The sequence below is a fragment of the Pantoea sp. CTOTU46764 genome (assembly GCF_031974595.1).
In the GTDB taxonomy this organism is placed as follows: Bacteria; Pseudomonadota; Gammaproteobacteria; order Enterobacterales; family Enterobacteriaceae; genus Pantoea; species Pantoea trifolii.
Window position 1 is genome coordinate 1 of sequence record NZ_DALYOQ010000070.1, and the last position, 20262, is coordinate 20262.

21 protein-coding genes are annotated in these 20262 nt (G+C 54.9%); 15 read left to right on the forward strand and 6 right to left on the reverse strand.

Translation table 11 applies throughout. The annotated features are described in order from the left end of the window. Nucleotides 1-182: 182 nt before the first annotated feature. Entirely contained in the window at nucleotides 183-1844 is a 1662-nt protein-coding gene (locus RTM06_RS18595; RefSeq protein WP_312184172.1) for a methyl-accepting chemotaxis protein, read from the reverse strand. A 115-nt stretch (nucleotides 1845-1959) separates the two neighbouring features. Here RTM06_RS18595 and RTM06_RS18600 point away from each other — a divergent pair, with 115 nt between their 5' ends. Continuing rightward, nucleotides 1960-2409: a DUF4385 domain-containing protein gene (locus tag RTM06_RS18600; RefSeq protein ID WP_293795882.1), complete on the forward strand. Its 450-nt coding sequence runs from the start codon at nucleotides 1960-1962 to the stop codon at nucleotides 2407-2409. Here the strand turns inward: RTM06_RS18600 and rimO are convergent. After that, entirely contained in the window at nucleotides 2406-3731 is a 1326-nt protein-coding gene (rimO, locus tag RTM06_RS18605; protein WP_256696053.1) for a 30S ribosomal protein S12 methylthiotransferase RimO, read from the reverse strand. The two genes, RTM06_RS18600 and rimO, sit on opposite strands and share 4 nt — an antisense overlap. 326 nt (nucleotides 3732-4057) lie before the next feature. Between rimO and RTM06_RS18610 the strand changes: the two genes are divergently transcribed. From RTM06_RS18610 to RTM06_RS18620, 3 genes are all read left to right on the forward strand, one after another. After that, nucleotides 4058-4693 (forward strand): carbonic anhydrase, encoded by a 636-nt coding sequence (locus tag RTM06_RS18610; RefSeq protein ID WP_256696054.1) that lies wholly within the window; start codon nucleotides 4058-4060, stop codon nucleotides 4691-4693. A gap of 118 nt (nucleotides 4694-4811) precedes the next feature. Continuing rightward, the gene (locus RTM06_RS18615) at nucleotides 4812-5468 is read left to right on the forward strand and encodes a DUF3313 domain-containing protein (protein WP_312184176.1); all 657 of its coding nucleotides are present in this window, start codon (nucleotides 4812-4814) and stop codon (nucleotides 5466-5468) included. Between the two features lie 104 nt (nucleotides 5469-5572). Next, a complete protein-coding gene (locus tag RTM06_RS18620; RefSeq protein ID WP_312184178.1) occupies nucleotides 5573-6706 on the forward strand; it encodes a PQQ-dependent sugar dehydrogenase in 1134 nt (377 codons plus the stop codon). Between the two features lies 1 nt (nucleotide 6707). Here RTM06_RS18620 and RTM06_RS18625 read toward each other — a convergent pair whose 3' ends face one another. Continuing rightward, a complete protein-coding gene (locus RTM06_RS18625) occupies nucleotides 6708-7364 on the reverse strand; it encodes an HAD family hydrolase (RefSeq protein ID WP_312184180.1) in 657 nt (218 codons plus the stop codon). Nucleotides 7365-7638: 274 nt separating this feature from the next. Between RTM06_RS18625 and RTM06_RS18630 the strand changes: the two genes are divergently transcribed. After that, nucleotides 7639-8844 carry a serine hydrolase gene (locus RTM06_RS18630; protein WP_071531640.1) on the forward strand — a complete coding sequence of 402 codons (1206 nt, stop codon included), beginning with the start codon at nucleotides 7639-7641 and terminating at the stop codon, nucleotides 8842-8844. Between the two features lie 63 nt (nucleotides 8845-8907). Here RTM06_RS18630 and ybjG read toward each other — a convergent pair whose 3' ends face one another. Together ybjG and RTM06_RS18640 are read right to left on the reverse strand one after the other, a co-directional pair. Beyond that, nucleotides 8908-9513: an undecaprenyl-diphosphate phosphatase gene (gene ybjG / locus RTM06_RS18635; protein WP_061717185.1), complete on the reverse strand. Its 606-nt coding sequence runs from the start codon at nucleotides 9511-9513 to the stop codon at nucleotides 8908-8910. Nucleotides 9514-9865: 352 nt separating this feature from the next. Beyond that, nucleotides 9866-11554 (reverse strand): aspartate:alanine antiporter, encoded by a 1689-nt coding sequence (locus RTM06_RS18640; RefSeq protein ID WP_061717183.1) that lies wholly within the window; start codon nucleotides 11552-11554, stop codon nucleotides 9866-9868. A 254-nt stretch (nucleotides 11555-11808) separates the two neighbouring features. Between RTM06_RS18640 and ybjM the strand changes: the two genes are divergently transcribed. Next, nucleotides 11809-12180, forward strand: coding sequence for an inner membrane protein YbjM (gene ybjM / locus RTM06_RS18645; RefSeq protein ID WP_312184184.1), 372 nt, complete (start codon nucleotides 11809-11811; stop codon nucleotides 12178-12180). Between the two features lie 33 nt (nucleotides 12181-12213). Here the strand turns inward: ybjM and RTM06_RS18650 are convergent, their stop codons facing one another. Beyond that, nucleotides 12214-12477, reverse strand: a complete 264-nt coding sequence (locus RTM06_RS18650; RefSeq protein ID WP_256696060.1) for a GrxA family glutaredoxin — start codon at nucleotides 12475-12477, stop codon at nucleotides 12214-12216. Between the two features lie 170 nt (nucleotides 12478-12647). Between RTM06_RS18650 and RTM06_RS18655 the strand changes: the two genes are divergently transcribed. From RTM06_RS18655 to RTM06_RS18695, 9 genes are all read left to right on the forward strand, one after another. Beyond that, complete coding sequence (locus RTM06_RS18655; RefSeq protein WP_256696061.1) at nucleotides 12648-12899, forward strand: DUF1418 family protein; 252 nt, start codon at nucleotides 12648-12650, stop codon at nucleotides 12897-12899. A 16-nt stretch (nucleotides 12900-12915) separates the two neighbouring features. Further along, on the forward strand, nucleotides 12916-13638 hold the full coding sequence (gene nfsA / locus RTM06_RS18660) for an oxygen-insensitive NADPH nitroreductase (RefSeq protein WP_312184186.1): 723 nt from the start codon (nucleotides 12916-12918) through the stop codon (nucleotides 13636-13638). 17 nt (nucleotides 13639-13655) lie between these two features. Then, nucleotides 13656-14558 carry a 30S ribosomal protein S6--L-glutamate ligase gene (rimK, locus tag RTM06_RS18665; protein WP_293795902.1) on the forward strand — a complete coding sequence of 301 codons (903 nt, stop codon included), beginning with the start codon at nucleotides 13656-13658 and terminating at the stop codon, nucleotides 14556-14558. A gap of 87 nt (nucleotides 14559-14645) precedes the next feature. Then, nucleotides 14646-15125 (forward strand): YbjN domain-containing protein, encoded by a 480-nt coding sequence (locus RTM06_RS18670; RefSeq protein WP_008102469.1) that lies wholly within the window; start codon nucleotides 14646-14648, stop codon nucleotides 15123-15125. Nucleotides 15126-15497: 372 nt separating this feature from the next. Further along, a complete protein-coding gene (gene potF, locus RTM06_RS18675; protein WP_312184189.1) occupies nucleotides 15498-16607 on the forward strand; it encodes a spermidine/putrescine ABC transporter substrate-binding protein PotF in 1110 nt (369 codons plus the stop codon). 114 nt (nucleotides 16608-16721) lie between these two features. After that, on the forward strand, nucleotides 16722-17855 hold the full coding sequence (potG, locus tag RTM06_RS18680; protein ID WP_158238594.1) for a putrescine ABC transporter ATP-binding subunit PotG: 1134 nt from the start codon (nucleotides 16722-16724) through the stop codon (nucleotides 17853-17855). A 9-nt stretch (nucleotides 17856-17864) separates the two neighbouring features. Beyond that, a complete protein-coding gene (gene potH / locus RTM06_RS18685) occupies nucleotides 17865-18821 on the forward strand; it encodes a putrescine ABC transporter permease PotH (RefSeq protein ID WP_312184191.1) in 957 nt (318 codons plus the stop codon). Continuing rightward, complete coding sequence (gene potI, locus RTM06_RS18690) at nucleotides 18818-19663, forward strand: putrescine ABC transporter permease PotI (RefSeq protein ID WP_312184193.1); 846 nt, start codon at nucleotides 18818-18820, stop codon at nucleotides 19661-19663. Before potH ends, potI begins: the two co-directional genes overlap by 4 nt. A gap of 85 nt (nucleotides 19664-19748) precedes the next feature. Continuing rightward, entirely contained in the window at nucleotides 19749-20216 is a 468-nt protein-coding gene (locus RTM06_RS18695) for a YbjO family protein (RefSeq protein ID WP_293795908.1), read from the forward strand. Nucleotides 20217-20262 lie beyond the last annotated feature (46 nt).

Sequence of the window (20262 nt, forward strand, 5' to 3'; positions counted from 1 at the left end):
CGGGACATGGAGGTCCCGTCTCCGCCGGTCCGTCAGGCAGACGAGCAAAGTGAAGGTACCGCGATAGCGGCGCGAGGACCGCAGGACCAAAAGTGGCCCCGGCCTGCGCACTCTTCGTTGGCTTAACTGACAAGCATTACGCCATTTATGGCGACCTTTTCGACAACCGCACGACACCGCCCTTAAAACGTTTCCCAATTGTCATTACTGTGCGCGGTGGCAGGTGCGGCGCGGGTTGGCGTCATCACCGGTTTCACCACTTTCGCCACCGGCGCAGCGGCTTGGCGAGCGCCGGTTTTGAAGCGTGCCACCGCAGAAGAGAGGCTGCTGGCCTGCTGTTCCAGCGACGCCGAGGCGTTTGCGGATTCCTGCACCAGCGTGGCGTTCTGCTGCGTGACGCGATCCATCTCGTTCACCGCCTGCCCAATCTGGTCGATGCCGCGACTCTGCTCATCGGACGCCGAAGCAATCTCGCCCATGATATCGGTGACGCGGGTGACAGCGCTGACGATCTCCTGCATGGTTTCACCGGCGCTGCTCACCTGTTGCGAACCGGTGTTGACGCGCTGCACGGAATTCTCAATCAGCAGTTTGATCTCTTTCGCCGCCTGGGCGCTGCGCTGCGCCAGATTGCGCACTTCGCCTGCCACCACGGCAAAACCGCGCCCTTGTTCACCGGCACGCGCCGCTTCTACTGCTGCGTTGAGCGCAAGGATGTTGGTCTGGAAGGCGATGCCATCAATCACGCTGGTGATATCGGCGATTTTCTTCGAGCTGTCGGCGATATCGCGCATGGTTTTCACCACGCCATCTACCACGTTGCCGCCTTTGTCGGCGGTTTCCGAAGCGGTTTTCGCCAGCTGCGTCGCCTGACGGGCGTTATCGGCGTTCTGTTTCACCGTGGCGGTCAGCTCTTCCATGCTCGCCGCAGTCTCTTCCAGTGACGCTGCCTGTTGTTCGGTGCGTGAGGAGAGATCGTTATTTCCCGTGGCAATCTCGCTGGCGCTGCCAAAAATCGCATCCGCGCTATCACGCACATTGTTGATGGTGCTGAGCAGCGACTGCTGCATGTGGTTTAGGCTGGCGGCAATCGACGCCATTTCGCTGCGGCCTTCCACCTGCAAACTGGCGGAGAGATCGCCATCGGCGAAGCGTTCCATCTGCTGTTGTACCAGCTTCATCGGTGCTAGCAGAATGCGACGCACCAGAATCCACACGGAAACCAGCAGCAGCACCACAACCACCGCCATTACGGCGACCAACACCAGCATATGCTGATAGTTATTGTCATATTCCGCATTGCGCTCGGCCAGCAGTTGCACGTTCTGCTCACGCCACTGTTTGTAAGCCACTTCCAGATCGTCCTGCGCCTGCTGGGCATCAAGGTTGCCATAGGCGGCGTAATCATTGGCTTTCAGGAACGCCGCCGACTGTTTCAGCAATTCAGCGAAGGCAGCAAACTTAGCGTCGACTACACTGGCTGAATCCGCACTTTGTCCGGCAATACGCGGCATGCTCTTATAGAGATCATAATGTTGCTTCGCTTCATCCAGTGACGCACCTGCGCTGATCAGCAGTTTGTTGATGGCGGCGACTGACGCTTCATCCGTCTGTTTTTTTAGGATACGAATGGCAACACGGTTGATGATCACGCGGGTCTTCACCAGCGTTTGCCAGCCATCGGCCAGCTCCCGTTGCTGGTGCGACAGCTGATTGCTGGTGGTGAAATTATGCTGTCCGGTAATCAGTGATGATAAAAACAGCGAGCCGGAAATCGCCTGCATCGCGGTGAAAACCACCAATATCATCATGATGGCCGTCACAATTTTCATTCGTTTAAACATAGGTGCGTCTCTGAGGAAGTAGGCTGATAGTGAAGTTATCGGTATAAAAGCAAATCGCTTAAGTGCCAGCGGGAAATAATTACGTCACAGGATGATGAGAGGCGGGAAAAAGCAGATGAAAGCGTTCAATTACGAGCAGGATTTCAAGCACATCGATTTTCGCCAGCAGCCAGAGCTCTATCAGGTGGGGCGCGGCGAGCAGGGCGTGTTGATGGTCGAACCTTACAAAAGTGAGATTCTGCCGCACTGGCGTTTTCGCACCGTCGAGCTGGCAAAGCAGTCTTCACAACAGATCATGCAGTTGTTTGAAACGTATCGCGCGCAGGACGATTTTGTCGGCATGGACATGGCGCGCAAATATATTCAGATGGGGTACACGCGTGCGCGCCGCTACAGCAATCATCAGGGCGGGCGGAAATATGACGAGGCGGGCAACGAATTGCCGCGTACTACAGAAAAAGAAAAGGCCGCTGCGGCGGCCGTTTTCAAAGCGTGCTGGGATAAACTGCGCGCGGATACTGACTATCTGGCGCGCAAGCGTGCGCACCAGCAGAAGTATGGTTAAACGCGCGTGCCCCACAGATCGTATTCGTCGGCGTGTTCGACTTTAACGCGCACCACATCACCGACTTTCACCTGACGATCGCCGTTCAGATAGACCGCGCCATCAATTTCCGGCGCGTCAGCCATGCTGCGGCCGACCGCGCCTTCTTCATCCACTTCATCAATCAGCACCAGCACTTCGCGGCCGATTTTTTCCTGCAGACGTTCGCTGGAGATCTTCTGTTGCAGCTGCATGAAGCGATCAAAACGATCCTGCTTCACGTCATCCGGTACCTGATCCGGCAACTGGTTGGCGGTTGCGCCATCTACCGGGCTGTACTGGAAGCAGCCAACGCGATCGAGGCGCGCTTCCTGCAGGAAGTCGAGCAGCATCTGGAAATCGTCTTCGGTTTCACCGGGGAAGCCGACGATAAAGGTTGAACGCAGCGTCAGCTCTGGGCAGATTTCACGCCAGCGCTTGATGCGCTCCAGCGTACGCTCTACCGCGCCTGGACGCTTCATCAGCTTGAGGATGCGCGGGCTGGCGTGCTGCAGCGGAATGTCGAGGTACGGCAGAATCTTGCCTTCAGCCATCAGCGGAATAACGTCATCCACATGCGGATACGGATAAACGTAGTGCAGACGCACCCACACGCCGAGTTTGGCTAACTGCTCGCACAGGCTCACCATGCTGGTTTTCACTGGCGATCCGTTCCAGAAACCGGTGCGATGTTTGACATCCACGCCGTAAGCGGAGGTGTCTTGTGAGATCACCAGCAGCTCTTTCACGCCGGCTTCGACCAGACGTTTGGCTTCGTCGAGCACTGAACCAATTGGGCGGCTATCCAGATCGCCACGCATCGATGGAATGATGCAGAAGGTGCAGCGATGGTTGCAGCCTTCGGAAATTTTCAGGTAGGCGTAATGGCGCGGCGTCAGTTTGACACCTTGCTCTGGCACCAGGCTGAGGAACGGGTTGTGCTCCGGCTTAGGCACATAGGTGTGCACGTGCGAAAGCACCTGCTCGTAGCTGTGCGGGCCGGTGATCTCCAGCACCTTCGGATGCACTTCGCGGATCTGATCCACTTTGGCACCGAGGCAGCCGGTGACGATCACTTTGCCGTTCTCGTTCAGCGCTTCACCAATCGCTTCCAGAGATTCCTGTACGGCGCTATCAATAAATCCACAGGTGTTAACGATGACGATCTCTGCATCATCGTAGCGTGGCACCACGTCATAGCCTTCGGTACGCAGTTCCGTCAGGATGCGTTCAGAGTCGACGAGGTTTTTCGGACAGCCGAGGGAGACGAACCCCACGCGCGGTGGATTTTTGACTTGGCTCATAAGGTTAAAAATTCATCATAATTAGTGTGGATAGGGGGGCGATTGTACAGAGGTTGCAGAGGAAAATGTATAGGCTGTGTAAGAATCTCCTTATCGACAACCAATGTGCTGTAGATATGCTTAACTCAGTGAGCGACGCGCGCTCTCATTAAGCGCCGCGCCTGCGTTGCTCGTCTGCGAACGTGATCCAAGTTGTGTAAGCTGACGTGTTTTGCTTAAATGTTGGGTCGGTAAAGGTAAGTACTTATCTTCACTGAAAATTTCAAATCGCACTGATAGTGAATCCTCACTGCCAGGGCAGAAGTGGATAATGTGAGAGCAGACATATGCAAGAGATCGTCAAAGGTTTTCTGAATTTTCAACAGAATGTGTTCCCTGAAAGGAAGGATCTTTTCAAAAGTTTGGCATCCAACCAAAATCCCAAAGCCCTGTTTATCTCCTGCTCAGACAGCCGTCTGGTGCCAGAGCTGGTGACGCAGTCGGAGCCGGGTCAGCTGTTCGTGATCCGTAACGCCGGGAATATCGTGCCACCGTTTGGTCCAGAGCCGGGCGGCGTGTCCGCCACCATTGAGTATGCGGTTGTTGCTTTGGGCGTGACCGAAATTATTATTTGTGGTCACTCCAACTGCGGTGCTATGAACGCGATTGCTTCCAATGCCGATCTGGAGACCATGCCCGCGGTTGACCACTGGTTGCACTACGCCAACGCGGCGAAAGCGGTGGTGGAAGAGCGCAACTACGATTCGGTTGAGAAACGTCTCAACGAAATGGTGAAAGAGAACGTGATTGCACAGCTGAACAATATCAAAACACACCCTTCCGTGGCGGTCGCGCTGCGTAAAGGCAAAGTGCGCCTGCACGGGTGGGTTTATGATATTGAGAGCGGAGGCATCATTGCGCTGACCAAAGGCGGTGAATCCTTTATTTCACTGTCGGAAAACCCGGAAACCTGCTTCGAGTAATTCCGCCTAACCACCTGCAATGCAGGTGGTTTTTCCTCGCATTTCGCTAATATTTCCTCCCGCGCTGAAAACCAACCTCTACACTTGAGAAGCAATTACCTCTGATAAGGGCTCTCTCATGCGATTTCCCCTTTGTGTTCCCGTGTTAACGCTGGCGCTGCTGGCTGCGGGTTGTACCTCTCATGTGGCCGACAAAAAACAATATTCCGGCTTCCTCGGCGATTATAGTCAGCTGCAATCGACCGAATCGCCAAGCGGTAAACCGACGCTGCGCTGGATCTCTCCCGATTATCACGATGCGGATTATCGAGGCGTGGTTTACACGCCGGTGATCTATTATCCGGCGGCGCACCCGACTGCGCGTATCAGCCAGCAAACGCTGGATGAGGTGCGAAGTTACACCGATAGCCAGCTGAAGCGGGCGATTTCTGAACGCAAGCCGCTGGTGACCACCAAAGGCCCGCGTACGTTGCTGGTGAAAGCGGCGATTACGGCGGTATCGGCAGAAAATGAAGGCGTGCAGTTCTACGAAGTGGTGCCGATTGCTGCCGTGGTCGCCAGCACCATGGCGGCAACCGGACATCGCACACAAGAGAGCTCGCTGTTCCTCGAAATCGAAGCGGTGGATGCACAAACCGGCAAGCCGATGATTAAAGTAGTGCGCAAAGCCTTCGGCAAAACCCTACCGAATAACAACACGCCAATTACCCTCACCGATCTCCGTCCAGGCATTGATGAGATGGTGCGCGACACGTTGGCGTTCTCCGTGCCGTGAACCTGTGCCCGGCCGTGTGCCGGGCTTAATGTTTTGTAAATCCTGCACATCCTTTGTCACGCGCTGACTACCCTTAACGGCAGACCGTGATAAAGGAGAATGCCATGCGTTTACTGCCCGCCGCGCTGCTGTTTGGCGCTTTAAGCACGTCCTTACCGTTATTCGCTGCCGATGTGCAGGTTCAGGTGCTGCAGGACAAGCTCGATCATCCGTGGTCCGTGGCTTTTCTGCCCGACAATCAAACGCTATTAATCACTGAACGTTCCGGCCAGCTGCGCAGCTGGCAGCCGGACAACGGCGTGTCGCAACCGATCGGCGGCGTGCCGAAGGTGTGGGCGAATCGTCAGGGCGGCCTGCTGGATGTGGTGCTGGCGCCGGACTTTGCCCAAAGCCGCCGCGTGTGGCTCAGCTACACCACCGCCGATGCCAGCGGTCGCGCCGGTGGCGTGGTGGGGTATGGCCGATTAGGCGATGACAACCGCCAGCTGAGCGACTTTAAAGTGGTGCTGGAGCAAACGCCGAAGTTGTCGAGTGGCGCCAATATCGGCACGCGACTGGCGTTTGATCGTCAGGGTTTTCTCTATATCGCCTTCGGTGACAATTTCGCCAGCAGCAGCGCGCAGCAGCTGGATAAGCTCTCCGGCAAAATCGTGCGTCTGACCAAAGACGGTGAAATCCCGCCGGACAACCCGTTTGTTAATCGCCAGGGCGCGCGTGCTGAAATCTGGTCTTACGGCATGCGCAATCCGCAAGGGCTGGCGCTCAATCCGTGGACGCAGCAAATGTGGGAAAGCGAACACGGCCCGCGCGGCGGCGATGAGGTAAACATTCCGCAGAAGGGCAAAAATTACGGCTGGCCGCTGGCAACATACGGCATTGATTACAGCGGGCAGAAAGTGCCGGAAGCGAAAGGCAGTGAAGTCGAAGGTACCGAGCAACCGCTGCACTACTGGAAAGTCTCGCCCGCCATCAGCGGCATGGCGTTCTACAATAGCGCGCGCTTCCCGCAATGGAAAAACTCACTGTTTATCGGCGCGTTGAAGGAGAAGAGTTTGATTCGCCTGCAGGTGAATGGCGAAAAAGTGGTGGAGGAGCAGAGATTGCTTCAAGAGCGTGGCGAGCGTATTCGTGATGTGCGACAAGGCCCGGATGGCTATCTCTACGTGCTGACCGATGAGTCCAACGGCAAGTTGCTGAAAGTGGGGCTGCCAGACGCCGCCAGCGCCCCACGCGGTTAACTTAGCGTGCCCAGTTACACACTTCCCATCCGCGCTGTTGTGCTTCCTGCAGCAGCAGCGGATTGGGATTCACCACCCATGCATGGTCGGCATGCGCCAGCAGCGGTAAATCATTCATTGAATCGCTGTAAGCCCAGGTGCGTTCAAAGCGCTGATCCTGCTGTAACGCTTTCCAGTCGCTGAGGCGCGTCACTTTGCCTTCGCGATAGGTCATGGTGCCGTAGGTTTGTCCGCTGTAGCGTTCATCCACCACTTCAACGCCAATCGCCAGTGCGCCGTGAACACCAAGGCGCTCGGCGATGGGAACAGCCAGATGATCGCCGCTGGCGGTAATGATCATCACCGTGTCGCCGCGCTGCTGATGCCACTCAATACGCTCGCGGGCGGCGGGAAAAACGCGCGGCATGATGTCGCGATGGATAAAGCGGCGTACCCAGCCTTCAACGGTCATGGTGGCCAGACCGGCGAGTGGCGCCAGCGTGGTGTTCATGTACTCTTCAATCGATAACGTACCGGTGTGATATTTCTCCATCAGGATTTTCTCCTGCTGGATGATCTCTTCGGGGGCGAATCCCTGTGAAACCAACCAGCGCAGCCACAGGCTGGTGCTGTCTTCACAAATCAGGGTTTCGTCCAAATCGAAAATGGCTAAGTCCATCGCGGCTCTCCTCAGGCTGACTGAATTCAGGTTAGCGGAAATTTGTGACTGGCTTAACCGTTCTGCGAAAAATCGGAATTACACGCAAAATTTTTCAATAGTCAGATAGGCAAAAGTGGCAGCGCTGCGCGGTTGGTGCCAGGGTTACTCTAATAAACTCTATAAAACTTTACGATTGGACGGTTTTTTTCGCTGGCCTGAACCGTTAGCGTGGGATGAGACATGTCTTATCTGCAAAAAACCAAGATTTAACAAGGACAATCTGGTCATCCTCATGAGAAAAAACACCTTCGCTACTGCATGGCGGCCGCTGGCTGCATCGTCACTATTATTACTTTTCATTCCTATTTCAACGCTGGCAGAACAAGCTCCAGCCGCTCCGCAGATAGACGCCAAAGCCTGGATCTTAATGGATTACAACAGCGGCAAAGTGCTGGCAGAATCTAATGCCGATCAGCGCCTTGACCCCGCCAGTTTGACCAAAATGATGACCAGCTATGTGGTCGGCCAGGCGCTGAAATCGGGCAAGATTACTAACGATGATATGGTCACCATCGGCCAGGATGCGTGGGCAACCGGCAATCCAAAACTGCGCGGTTCATCGCTGATGTTCCTCAAACCCGGCGATCGCATTCCGGTCTCTGAACTGAATAAAGGCGTGGTGATTCAATCTGGCAACGACGCTTGTATCGCATTGGCTGATTATGTTGCGGGCAGCCAGGATTCGTTTATCGGGTTGATGAACAACTATGTCAAAGCCTTTGGCCTGCAAAACACCCACTTTATGACGGTACACGGCCTGGACGCTGAAGGGCAATACAGCACCGCGCGCGACATGGCGATTATCGGCCAGCGCCTGATCAGCGATGTGCCGGAAGAGTATGCGATCAACAGCGAAAAAGAGTTCACCTTCAATAAGATTAAGCAGATGAACCGTAACCGTCTGCTGTGGAGCACTAATCTGAAGGTGGATGGTATTAAAACCGGTCACACGTCTGGCGCGGGCAACAATCTGGTGGCCTCGGCAACCGAAGGTGATATGCGCCTGATTTCCGTGGTGCTCGGCGCGGCAACGGATGCTACGCGTTTCCGTGAAAGCGAGAAGCTGCTGACGTGGGGCTTCCGCTTCTATGAAACCGTGACGCCGATTAAGGCCGACAAGCCGTTTGCGCAGCAGCGCGTATGGTTTGGCGATCATAGCCAGGTCAATCTCGGTGTAGCAAAAGACGCAGCCATCACCGTGCCGAAAGGGCAGATGAAAAACCTCAAGGCCAGCTTTACCCTGAACTCACCGCAGCTGGAAGCGCCGCTGGAGAAGAATCAGGTGGTGGGAACCATTGATTTCCAACTGGATGGCAAAACCATTGAACAACGTCCGCTGGTGGCGATGGAAGCGGTGCCGGAAGGCGGCTTTATTGGCCGGATTTGGGATTTCATTATGATGAAATTCCACGGCTGGTTCGGGAAGTGGTTTAGTTAATAAAAAACGGTGCGCATCAAGCGCACCGTGTTGCAGGGTCGCCATTCATGGCGACCTCATCCCTCACTCACGTATCCACCCTTTCTTAATCGGCATAGCAAACAGTGCGCGATACACCTGATGGGTAAACGCCAGCATCCGCTCGCCATACAGCTGCCACGCCATGTGCGACGCCAGACACGCCAGCAAACCAACCAGAAATCCGCCCAGCATATCCATTGGCCAGTGCACGCCAAGGTAGACGCGTGACCACGCAATGGCGCTGCCGATCACCAGCAACAGCACGCCCGACCACAAGCGATGCCAGAAGATAAATGCCAGGGCAAAGGTAAAAATGGTGGTGCCGTGATCGCTTGGATAAGAGTCATCTGCGGCGTGAGATAAGAACTGATGTCCGAATCCTATGGCAAAAGGACGCGGATGTGGCAACAGCTGGCCGACGCACCATGAGATACTCAGCGCGTACAGCAGCGCCATGCCGGTTTTTAACACCAGCGCACGTTGCGATTGCACATGTTCGCGCGGTCCCCACAGCCACAGCGCCACAATCAGCAGCGGCACGATGGCAATCACATCTTTGGCGATAAAGGTCGCCAGACTAATCAGCCACTGTGGCGAATCCTGCGTGGCGTTGATCCATAAAAAAAGCGTGTGGTTCAGTGCTTCCATCACGATTCCTTGTCCTCGTCTTGTTTACCCGAAAAACAGCAGCGCAAAGATGGCTGCAAAATAAGTTTGATAGCCTAAAAGCGGACCAGCTATGAGTACATAGTCGCGCTCTTAAACTTATTGCGGGTTGTTGGAGTGTTTAACTTTGATGAAAGTTGCAAGAAGGTTTAATTAAAACAGGGCGTAGCAAGAGGATGACGAAGGAGATTTTGGCAAGCTGGCGAAATAGCCATAAAAAAACCCGCAAGTCAGTGACCGGCGGGCTCCACAATTTGGGGATTTCAAAGAAAAGCAGTGGCACTTATTCAGACTGCGCCCCCCAAAGAAAGTTCTGGACAGCGCGAAAATATTTTTATAAAGGCAAAAGTGGCCAGATTATCACGATCAAGGTGCCGGCCAGCGTCAGCAAAACGTTAGCAATGGCATACGTTCCTGCATAGCCCAAGGCTGGAATGCTGCTGCGCGCGGTATCGCTGATGATCTCCATTGCCGGCGCACAGGTGCGCGCGCCCATGATGGCACCAAACAGTAGCGCGCGGTTCATGCGCAGTACATAAGCGCCGAACAGATAGCAAATCACCACCGGCAGTAAACTCACCAGTAAGCCACTCACCAGCATCAACGCACCGGCGCTGCCAAAACCGTGTTGCAAACCACTGCCCGCGCTCAGGCCAACGCCCGCCATAAACACCATCAAACCAAACTCTTTCACCATCGTCAGCGCACCCTGCGGGATGTAGCCAAAGGTGGGATGGTTGGCGCGCATAAAGCCGAGCATGATGCCCGCGAACAACAAACCGGCGGCATTACCGATGCCAAAGCTGAAATTGCTGAACTGGAAGGTGATCATGCCGATCATCAAGCCGACGATAAAGAAGGCGCAGAAGGCGAGCAGATCGGTGATTTGGCTGTGAATGGCGATAAAGCCAATGCGATCGGCCAGGCTTTTCACGCGACGTGCTTCACCGCTTACCTGCAGCACATCACCTTTGTTGAGCATAATGCTGTCATCGATTGGCATCTCGATCTGGCTGCGAATCACGCGGTTAAGGAAGCAGCCGTGATCGGTCAGTTTGAGATGGCTCAGGCGCTTGTTCACCGCGTTGTGGTTTTTCACCACGATCTCTTCGGTGACGATGCGCATATCAAGCAGATCGCGATCGAATACCTCTTTGCCGTTACGGAAGCTAGGATCTAGGCGCGCATGCGCATCGGGATAACCGACCAGCGAGATATCGTCGCCCAGTTGCAGCATCGCGTCACCGTCCGGGCTTGCGAGAATACCGTTGCGGCGTAGACGTTCAATGTAGCAGCCGGTCTGGCGATGAATGCCCAGCTCGCGCAGGTTTTTGCCGCCGCTCCACTCCACCAGTTCCGGGCCGACGCGATAGGCGCGAATAACCGGCAGAAACACTTTGCGCTGGCTGTCGGCGTCAAGGCCGCGCTCACGTGCGATTTGCTGCGCGCAGGTGGGCAGATCCTGATGTTGCAGGCGCGGCAGGTAACGCGCGCCAAAAATCAGGCTGACTAAACCCACCAGATAGGTGAGTGCATAACCGAGGCTGAGATTATCCTGCATCAAGGTGAGCTGATGGCTGTCGCTGATGCTTTGCCGCAGCGTATCGCCAGCGCCCACCAGCACCGGCGTCGAGGTCATCGAACCGGCTAACATGCCCGCGGTTAAACCAATATCCCAGCCGAATACCTTGCCAAGCGTCAGCGCGATTAACAGCGCACTGACCACCATGACAATCGCCAGGAAGAAGTAATTTTTACCGTCGCGGAAAAATATCGAGAAAAAGTTAGGTCCGGCTTCCACGCCGACACAAAAAATAAACAACATAAAGCCAAGACTTAATGCGTCAGTATTAATGGCGAAGTGCTGTTGACCTAAAATCAACGAAACAACCAGCACGCCAATGGAATTACCGAGTTGGACCGAACCGAGGCGTAATTTACCTAAGCAGAGTCCGAGTGCTAAAACGACAAATAATAACAGAACGTCATTTCCGCTTAACAATTCTGCGACGTTAATGTTCACGGTTTAACTTCTTCTTAACCTTTAACACGTTGATGAAAGTGACTTTTTTCGCTATCTTGTGCCGAACGTTAAGGTTCCTGCAACAAAAGCGTTCAAGCCGAAATCTAAAGCGGCGTCATTCTAATCATAATTAACAGCCTCAGCTATCGGCAGTTTTCATTCCTTTCGCCTCCAGCTGTTTCTTTTTATTTCCAGTCGTACGCATCAGGGCAGAAAAAGTTTCATAATTGTTAACGTCAAAGTTGAGGATAATTATGTTGCAGCGCAATAATCGCTGGCCAGCATCGATTCTGGGCGTGATGCTTTATACGCTGGTGTTTATTTATGCACATCATTTCTGGGCCGCCGCCAGTGAACAAGCCGTGCGCGGACAGCCAGAATTACTGCTTTTTTTACTGCCGGGATGTTTGATGGCGCTACTGCAGGCGGAAAGTCCGCTGATCAGCACCTTGTGGGGGGCGCTGGGCGGTACGCTGCTGGGCATGATGTGGTTAATGCTGGCGGTGCCAATCACGCATAGCGGCTTGTTGATTGTGGCCTGGAGTTTAAGTGCGCTGTTCTGGGCGGGATGTGGAGCGCTGCTGGTGCGCTTGCTGCGGATTATGCTGGCGATGCGTGCCGAATAGCACCAGCCAAAACGGGCCCGCAGGCCCGTTCTCTTATGCTTCGATACCCAGGTTTTCTTTGGTCCAGGCAGCGAATTCGGTGTAACCACCAATGTGCTGATCGTCGAGGAAAATCTGCGGCACGGTTGTCACCGGCTTGCCGGCACGGGCTTCCAGATCGGCTTTAGTAATGCCGGTGGCCTGAATATCAACGTACTGATAGTTGAAATCGTCGCGCTCGCTGGTCAGCCTGGCGGCCAACTCTTTCGCACGTACGCAGTAAGGGCAGCTAGAACGGCCAAAAATCACTGCAATCATTGCTTCTCTCCTTCCGCTGCTGTTTTGTGACTAGAATCACATCACAGCTTGAATAATGCGTCACATCATGCCCGCCCATCCTGCTTAATGAAAGAAGAAGTTACCTGTTATTCTGATACCTGCTGCCTATGCAGATGCTAAAACTGATTGAACGCCAAGGGAACCTTCGCATGCGTGATCTCGCTAGATTACCGAAACCCGTGTTGCTGCTCGAAGTGCTCGGCGTGCTTGCCGTGATTGGGGCATTATTGCTAACCAACGATTGGGTGAGCGCGCCTGATTTCATCGCGAAAAAGCCGCTGGCGACGCTGCTGTTTTTTCTCGGCATCGCGCTGATGCTGCCTGCCGCATGGATGATGATGTGGCGCACGGCGAAGGCGATGGCTCCACAATTGTTCAATCATTCCAACAAAAAGAAGTAACCACCGGAGAGGATTTATGACGCCGACTATCGATTTACTGTGCAGCCACCGTTCCATTCGCGCTTTTACCGAACAGGGCATTGATGAGGCGCAACGCAGCGCCATTATTGCAGCGGCACAAGCGGCTTCGACCTCCAGCTTTTTGCAGTGCTCCTCGATTATTCGTATTACCGATCCCGCAAAGCGCGAGCAGCTGGTACAGCTGACCGGCGGCCAGCCTTGGGTCAGCGCGGCAGCGGAGTTTTGGGTGTTCTGCGCGGATTTCAATCGTCATCAGCAGATCTGCCCGGATGCGCAACTCGGGCGCGCTGAACAGCTGCTGCTCGGCTGCGTTGATACCGCGCTGATGGCGCAAAATGCCATGGTGGCGGCGGAATCGCTGGGCCTTGGCGGCGTATTCATTGGCGGGATTCGTAATAGCATCGCTGAAGTAACCGAGTTGCTGGAACTGCCGAAGTATGTGCTGCCGCTGTTCGGCTTCTGCGTCGGTCATCCGGCTGATGCGCCGGACGTCAAGCCACGCATGCCGCAAGCGATGCTGGTGCATGAAAATAGCTATCAGCCCGTCGATAAAAAGGTGCTGGCACAGTACGATGAGCAAATTACTGCCTATTATCAGCAACGTGATAGCAACCAGCGTTCCGAAACCTGGAGCCAGCTGATTCAACGCCTGATTATTAAAGAAACGCGTCCCTTCATACTGGATTACCTGCATCAGCAGGGCTGGGCGACGCGCTAAGCACAAGGAACTTTGCAATGAAAATGGCCATTCTCACCCGCGATGGATCGATCTATTCGTGTAAGCGTCTGCGCGACGCTGCGGAGGAGCGTGGTCATCAGGTGCAGATCATCGATCCGCTCTCCTGCTACATGAACATCAATTCCGATTCACCGGCGGTGCACTATCGCGGCGAGACGCTGGGGCATTTTGATGCGGTGATCCCGCGCATCGGCACCGCCACCACCTTTTACGGCACCGCCGTGCTGCGCCAGTTTGAGGTGCGTGGCAGCTATCCGCTCAATGAATCAGTCGCCATTACCCGCGCGCGCGACAAGCTGCGCTCGCTGCAGCTGCTGGCGCGTGAGGGCATTGATATGCCGATCACCGGTTTTGCCTCCTCGCCGGATGATACCGATGACTTGATCGCGATGGTGGGCGGTGCGCCGCTGGTGGTGAAGCTGGTGGAAGGCACGCAGGGCATCGGTGTGGTGCTGGCGGAAACGCGCCAGGCGGCGGAGAGCGTGATCGACGCTTTTCGTGGCCTCAATGCGCATATTCTGGTGCAGGAGTTCATCAAGGAGGCGCAAGGGCGCGATATTCGCTGCCTGGTGATTGGCAATGAAGTGGTGGCAGCGATTGAGCGCGAGGCGAAAGAGGGCGATTTTCGCTCTAATCTGCATCGCGGCGGCAAAGCCCGCGCCGTGCACATCACCGATCAGGAGCGGGATGTCGCGGTAAAAGCCGCCAGCACGCTGGGGCTCGAGGTGGCGGGCGTGGATATCCTGCGCGCAAATCGTGGACCGCTGGTGATGGAGGTGAACGCCTCGCCCGGACTGGAAGGCATTGAGGGCATTACCGGATTAGATATCGCCACCATGATGATCGAGTGGATTGAGCAGCACGCTTGCCCCGGCTATCGTCCTAAAACCGGCGGCTAACCCGCGCTTTTCAGCGGTTTTCGTGGCATCCAGATCGGTTTTTCCGTAAGCTAAGGCGCTCATTTCTTCACCCCACAGGATATTACGATGGATTCACTGGTCGTTCCGGACATTGACGTGCTGCGTCGCTGGCTGGATCAACAAAATATCACCTGGTTTGAATGCGATGCCTGTCAGGCACTGCATCTGCCGCATATGCAGAATTTTGACGGGGTGTTTGATGCAAAAATTGACCTGGTGGATAACGTTATTCTCTTCTCCGCGCTGGCAGAAGTAAAACCGACGGCGCTGATTCCGCTGGTGGGCGATTTATCGCAGATCAACGCCAGCTCGCTGACCATTAAAGCCTTTGTTGATATTCAGGACGACAATCTGCCGAAGCTGATTGTCTGCCAGTCGATCAGTACCAGCGCCGGATTAACCTTCGGTCAGTTCTCCCACTTTATGAAGCAGAGTGAAGAGGGCGTTTCTATGGTGATCATGGAAGCCTTTGCTAACCACTTGCTGGTGGTTGAAGAAGAAGAGGAGCGACAACCCAGCTCCAGCAGCCACGCGATGCTGCACTGAGTTCCCCGCCTCGCTAACTGCCGCTTTTTGCGGCAGTTTTCATTTTTGCCTCACCACTTTTTATTCTGCACTTTGCCCTTTATTGCCAGATATTAGTCGTGCTTTATGCCACTAACGCCAAACCCCATAGCAGAAACATGCATAACGTATCGCGAAAAGGCGTTTTTTAAGCTGGGATCTGGTGCAGGTGGTGCGGGGGGGCTATTCTTGCGGGGCTGCTTGAGACGTGCAACCTCAGCGCAGGTATAGGTTTTTGCTATTAAACTCCCGCTGAATATTGATTCATTGTGTGCCTGTGATTTAACAGAAAACGCAACGTCCGGATCGCCGTGTATGCAGCGTTGTGATGACCCGCTCAGGAGGAAGTAAAACATGTTCAACCAACGTAAAAAATGGTTGTCAGGTGTGGTTGCTGGTGCATTGATGGCTGCGGCCAGCGGTGTGCAGGCCGAAGGTAGTACGGTTCATGTGTATAACTGGTCCGATTATATCGCGGCGGATACCGTGCCGAACTTCGAAAAGCAGACCGGCGATAAAGTGGTTTATGACGTCTTTGACTCCAACGAAGTGTTGGAAGGCAAACTGATGGCCGGTAGCACCGGTTATGACGTGGTGGTGCCGTCGTCGAGCTTCCTCGCGCGTCAGCTGCAATCGGGCGTGTTCCAGGAGCTGGATAAGAGCAAGCTGCCAAACTACAAAAATCTTGATCCCGATCTGATGGCGAAAGTCGCCCAGCACGATCCGGGTAACAAATACGCGATTCCTTATCTGTGGGGCACCACCGGCATCGGCTATAACGTCGATAAAGTGAAAGCCGCACTGGGCAAAGATGTGCCGCTGGATAGCTGGGATCTGGTGCTGAAACCAGAAAACCTGGAAAAACTGAAAGGTTGTGGCGTCTCCTTCCTTGATGCACCGGAAGAGATCTTCGCTACCGTGCTCAACTACCTGGGTAAAGATCCAAACAGCTCTGACGCGAAAGATTACTCTGGCGCGGCGACCGATTTGCTGCTGAAACTGCGTCCAAACATCCGTTACTTCCACTCGTCGCAGTACATCAACGACCTGGCGAACGGCAACATCTGCGTGGCGATTGGCTGGTCGGGCGATATTCTGCAGGCGAAAGATCGTGCGGATAAAGCCAACAACGGCGTGCATCTGGGCTACATCGTGCCGAAGCAGGGCGCATTGGCGTTCTTCGACATGTTTGCGATTCCTAAAGACGCGAAAAATGTGGAAGGGGCGTATCAATTCCTCAACTACATGATGGATCCAAAAGTCATCGCTGATGTTTCCAACAACATGAACTATGCCAACGGTAACAAAGCCTCGCTGCCGCTGATCAATGCGGACGTGCGCAACAATCCGGGCATCTTCCCAACGCCGGATGCCATGGCCAAACTGTTTGTGCTCAAGGTCCAGGATCCGAAACTGGATCGTGTGCGTACCCGTGCATGGACTAAAGTAAAAAGTGGTAAGTAATTCGTTCTGAACGATTATTGCCTGAAGACGACAGCAGAGGCGCAGTGATGGCCTCTGTTGTGCCATTTTTAGCGGCTGGCTGTGCCGCGCGATTTTAGCGCCGGAGAAATGTTAGTGAACGACGCGATTCCCCGCCCCCCAAATAAAACGGCTAAGGCGATGACGCCGCTGCTGGAAATTCGCAACCTGACCAAATCTTTTGACGGGCAGCACGCCGTGGATGATGTCAGTCTGACCATTTATAAAGGTGAGATTTTTGCGCTGCTGGGCGCATCCGGCTGTGGCAAATCGACCTTGCTGCGCATGCTGGCGGGATTCGAACCGCCAACCAGCGGCCAGATTGTGCTGGATGGCCAGGATCTCTCCCATGTTCCGCCGTATCAGCGCCCCATCAATATGATGTTTCAGTCCTACGCACTGTTCCCGCACATGACGGTGGAGCAGAACATTGCCTTTGGCCTGAAGCAGGACAAACTGCCGAAAGGCGAAATCTCTAGCCGCGTCGAAGAGATGCTGTCGCTGGTGCACATGCAGGAGTTCGCAAAGCGCAAGCCGCATCAGCTCTCTGGCGGTCAGCGTCAGCGTGTGGCGCTGGCGCGTAGCCTGGCGAAACGTCCTAAGCTGCTGCTGCTCGACGAACCGATGGGCGCGCTGGATAAAAAACTGCGTGACCGCATGCAGCATGAAGTGGTCGATATTCTCGAGCGTGTCGGCGCTACCTGCGTGATGGTAACGCACGATCAGGAAGAAGCGATGACCATGGCGGGCCGTATCGCCATCATGAACCGTGGCAAATTCGTGCAGATTGGTGAGCCGGAAGAGATCTACGAGCATCCAACCAGCCGCTACAGCGCTGAGTTCATCGGATCAGTAAATGTGTTTGAAGGCTTGCTACGCGAGCGCGGCGAAGACGCGCTGATCATTGACGCGCCGGGACTGGTGCATCCGCTGAAAGTGCAGACCGATGTTTCCGTGGTGGATAACGTGCCGGTGCACGTGGCGCTGCGTCCGGAAAAAGTGATGCTGTGCGAAGAAGTCCCAGCCGATGGCTGTAATTTTGCCGTGGGTGAAGTGGTTCACATCGCCTATCTCGGCGACCTGTCGATTTATCACGTGCGTCTGCGCAGCGGCCAGATGATCAGCGCACAGTTGCAAAACGCCCATCGCTACCGCAAAGGCGCGCCAACGTGGGGCGATGAAGTGCGTCTCTGCTGGGACGCCGACAGCTGTGTGGTTCTGACGGTTTAAGGGGGCGATATGAGCCAGATTTCTCAACGCAGCGAGCCCGAAGTGTTGGGCACGCCGCTGCAGCGCTGGGCAACGCGCATCAAGATGCAGCATGGCCGCAAGCTGGTGATTGCCTTGCCGTATCTGTGGCTGATCCTGCTGTTCCTGCTGCCGTTCCTGATCGTACTGAAGATCAGTTTTGCCGATATTGCGCGCGCCATTCCGCCGTATACCGATTTGGTCACCTGGGCCGATGGCGAGCTCAATCTGGTGCTCAACCTCGGAAACTACTTCACACTGACCGACGATCCGCTGTATGCCGACGCGTATCTGACGTCGCTGAAAGTGGCGGGCATCTCCACCATTATCTGCCTGATGATCGGATATCCGCTGGCGTGGGCGGTGGCGCACAGCAAGCCTTCAATGCGCACTATTCTGCTGCTGCTGGTGATCCTGCCGTCGTGGACCTCGTTTCTGGTGCGCGTATACGCGTGGATGGGCTTGCTCAACAACAACGGCATTCTCAACCGCTTCCTGATGTGGCTCGGCGTGATCGATCATCCGCTGGTGATCCTCTACACCAACACGGCGGTATATATCGGTATCGTTTACTGCTATCTGCCGTTTATGGTGCTGCCAATTTATACCGCGCTGACGCGTATTGATTATTCGCTGGTGGAAGCCTCGCTGGATCTCGGCGCTCGTCCGTTGAAAACCTTCTTCAGCGTGATTGTGCCGCTGACCAAAGGCGGAATTATTGCCGGCTCGATGCTGGTGTTTATCCCGGCGGTCGGCGAGTACGTGATCCCGGAACTGCTCGGTGGTCCGGACAGCATCATGATTGGTCGTATTTTGTGGCAGGAGTGCTTTAACAACCGTGATTGGCCGGTAGCGTCCGCGCTGGCGGTGATCATCCTGTTGATTCTGATATTGCCGATTATCTGGTTCCACAAGCACCAGAACCGTGATGTGGGAGAGAAAGAATGAGCCAGTTACCGACCATTCGCTCTCCGTTGCGCACCGTGATTCTGGTGCTGTGCTTTATGTTCCTGTACGCGCCGATGCTGCTGCTGGTGGTTTACTCCTTCAACAGTTCGCCGCTGGTCACGGTGTGGGAGAACTTCTCATTCCACTGGTACAAGGTGCTGTTCCAGGATCAGGCGATGCTGGATGCGGTGGGTCTCAGCCTGACCATCGCCGCGCTCTCAGCCACCATGGCAGTGGTGCTTGGCACCATGGCGGCGGTGGTGATTGTGCGCTTTGGTCGCTTCCGTGGGCATAACGGTTTCGCATTTATGCTGACGGCGCCGCTGGTAATGCCCGATGTGATCACCGGTTTATCGTTGCTGCTGCTGTTCGTGGCGATGGGTAATACCTTTGGCTGGCCGAGCGATCGCGGCATGCTGACCATCTGGCTGGCGCACGTGACCTTCTGTACCGCTTACGTGGCGGTGGTGATTAACTCGCGTCTGCGTGAGTTGGATCGCTCGATTGAAGAGGCGGCGATGGATCTGGGCGCAACGCCGGTGAAAGTGTTCTTCGTGATCACCGTACCGATGATCGCGCCCGCTATCGTTACCGGCTGGCTGCTGGCGTTTACCTTGTCGCTGGATGATTTGGTGATAGCCAGCTTCGTGACCGGCCCTGGCGCGACCACGTTGCCGATGGCGATTTTCGCTACCGTGCGTCGTGGCGTGAATCCGGAGATCAACGCCTTAGCCTCGCTGATTCTGTTTGTCGTGGGTTTAGTCGGTTTTATCGCCTGGCGCTTTATGGCGCACGAAGAAAAGCAGCGTTTACGCGATATTCAGAAAGCAAAACGTGGCTGAACGCCGTAACATTAAGGTCGCCATTAATGGCGACCCTACGTCGTAGGGTGCGCATTCATGCGCACCTCAGTTACGGAGCAATACCATGTCGGAAACCCTGAAAAACGGTTCAATGATTAACGCTACGCCGGTGCCGGTGATGGTCGCAGGCTGCGCCATCATCATTACGCGCTGCCTCAGCGTGTTGCTGCTGGCCAACGAACTGGGTTACGACGAACTTGCCAATTTCGTGCATCGCAGCGCGCAAGCCTGGGATTCGACACTGATCTTTATCGCCAGCCAGCTGATTTTCCTGTTTGAACTGCGCTGCGCCTTTACCCTGATGCGCGGCAATAATCATGGGCGCTGGGGCTATGTCGCGACGCAAATCATTGTGCTGATCTACATGTTGATGGCATCGGTGGGCTGGATCTACCCGGAAATTTTCAGCATCCCTGGCGAAAGCAATGCGCAGATCATTCATCACACGCTGCTGCAAAAACTGCCGGATGTGCTGGTGTTAGCGCTGCTGTTTGTGCCCGCCAGCAGTCGCGCTTTTTTCCGCCACCGGTGATACAATCGCCCCCCATTTTTTCTCCCGATTTTGAATACAGGCATTT

What these genes read in the sequence shown, in the direction of transcription:
- RTM06_RS18600 (WP_293795882.1), top strand. Translation starts at nt 1,960, where the DNA reads ATGAAAGCGTTCAATTACGAGCAGGATTTCAAGCACATCGATTTTCGC.
- potH (WP_312184191.1), top strand. Translation starts at nt 17,865, where the DNA reads ATGAGCCAGATTTCTCAACGCAGCGAGCCCGAAGTGTTGGGCACGCCG.
- RTM06_RS18620 (WP_312184178.1), top strand. Translation starts at nt 5,573, where the DNA reads ATGCGTTTACTGCCCGCCGCGCTGCTGTTTGGCGCTTTAAGCACGTCC.
- ybjG (WP_061717185.1), bottom strand. Translation starts at nt 9,513, where the DNA reads ATGGAAGCACTGAACCACACGCTTTTTTTATGGATCAACGCCACGCAG.
- potI (WP_312184193.1), top strand. Translation starts at nt 18,818, where the DNA reads ATGAGCCAGTTACCGACCATTCGCTCTCCGTTGCGCACCGTGATTCTG.
- RTM06_RS18610 (WP_256696054.1), top strand. Translation starts at nt 4,058, where the DNA reads ATGCAAGAGATCGTCAAAGGTTTTCTGAATTTTCAACAGAATGTGTTC.
- RTM06_RS18695 (WP_293795908.1), top strand. Translation starts at nt 19,749, where the DNA reads ATGTCGGAAACCCTGAAAAACGGTTCAATGATTAACGCTACGCCGGTG.
- RTM06_RS18625 (WP_312184180.1), bottom strand. Translation starts at nt 7,364, where the DNA reads ATGGACTTAGCCATTTTCGATTTGGACGAAACCCTGATTTGTGAAGAC.
- RTM06_RS18655 (WP_256696061.1), top strand. Translation starts at nt 12,648, where the DNA reads ATGCGTGATCTCGCTAGATTACCGAAACCCGTGTTGCTGCTCGAAGTG.
- RTM06_RS18650 (WP_256696060.1), bottom strand. Translation starts at nt 12,477, where the DNA reads ATGATTGCAGTGATTTTTGGCCGTTCTAGCTGCCCTTACTGCGTACGT.
- RTM06_RS18630 (WP_071531640.1), top strand. Translation starts at nt 7,639, where the DNA reads ATGAGAAAAAACACCTTCGCTACTGCATGGCGGCCGCTGGCTGCATCG.
- RTM06_RS18670 (WP_008102469.1), top strand. Translation starts at nt 14,646, where the DNA reads ATGGATTCACTGGTCGTTCCGGACATTGACGTGCTGCGTCGCTGGCTG.
- rimK (WP_293795902.1), top strand. Translation starts at nt 13,656, where the DNA reads ATGAAAATGGCCATTCTCACCCGCGATGGATCGATCTATTCGTGTAAG.
- potF (WP_312184189.1), top strand. Translation starts at nt 15,498, where the DNA reads ATGTTCAACCAACGTAAAAAATGGTTGTCAGGTGTGGTTGCTGGTGCA.
- RTM06_RS18595 (WP_312184172.1), bottom strand. Translation starts at nt 1,844, where the DNA reads ATGTTTAAACGAATGAAAATTGTGACGGCCATCATGATGATATTGGTG.
- rimO (WP_256696053.1), bottom strand. Translation starts at nt 3,731, where the DNA reads ATGAGCCAAGTCAAAAATCCACCGCGCGTGGGGTTCGTCTCCCTCGGC.
- ybjM (WP_312184184.1), top strand. Translation starts at nt 11,809, where the DNA reads ATGTTGCAGCGCAATAATCGCTGGCCAGCATCGATTCTGGGCGTGATG.
- RTM06_RS18615 (WP_312184176.1), top strand. Translation starts at nt 4,812, where the DNA reads ATGCGATTTCCCCTTTGTGTTCCCGTGTTAACGCTGGCGCTGCTGGCT.
- nfsA (WP_312184186.1), top strand. Translation starts at nt 12,916, where the DNA reads ATGACGCCGACTATCGATTTACTGTGCAGCCACCGTTCCATTCGCGCT.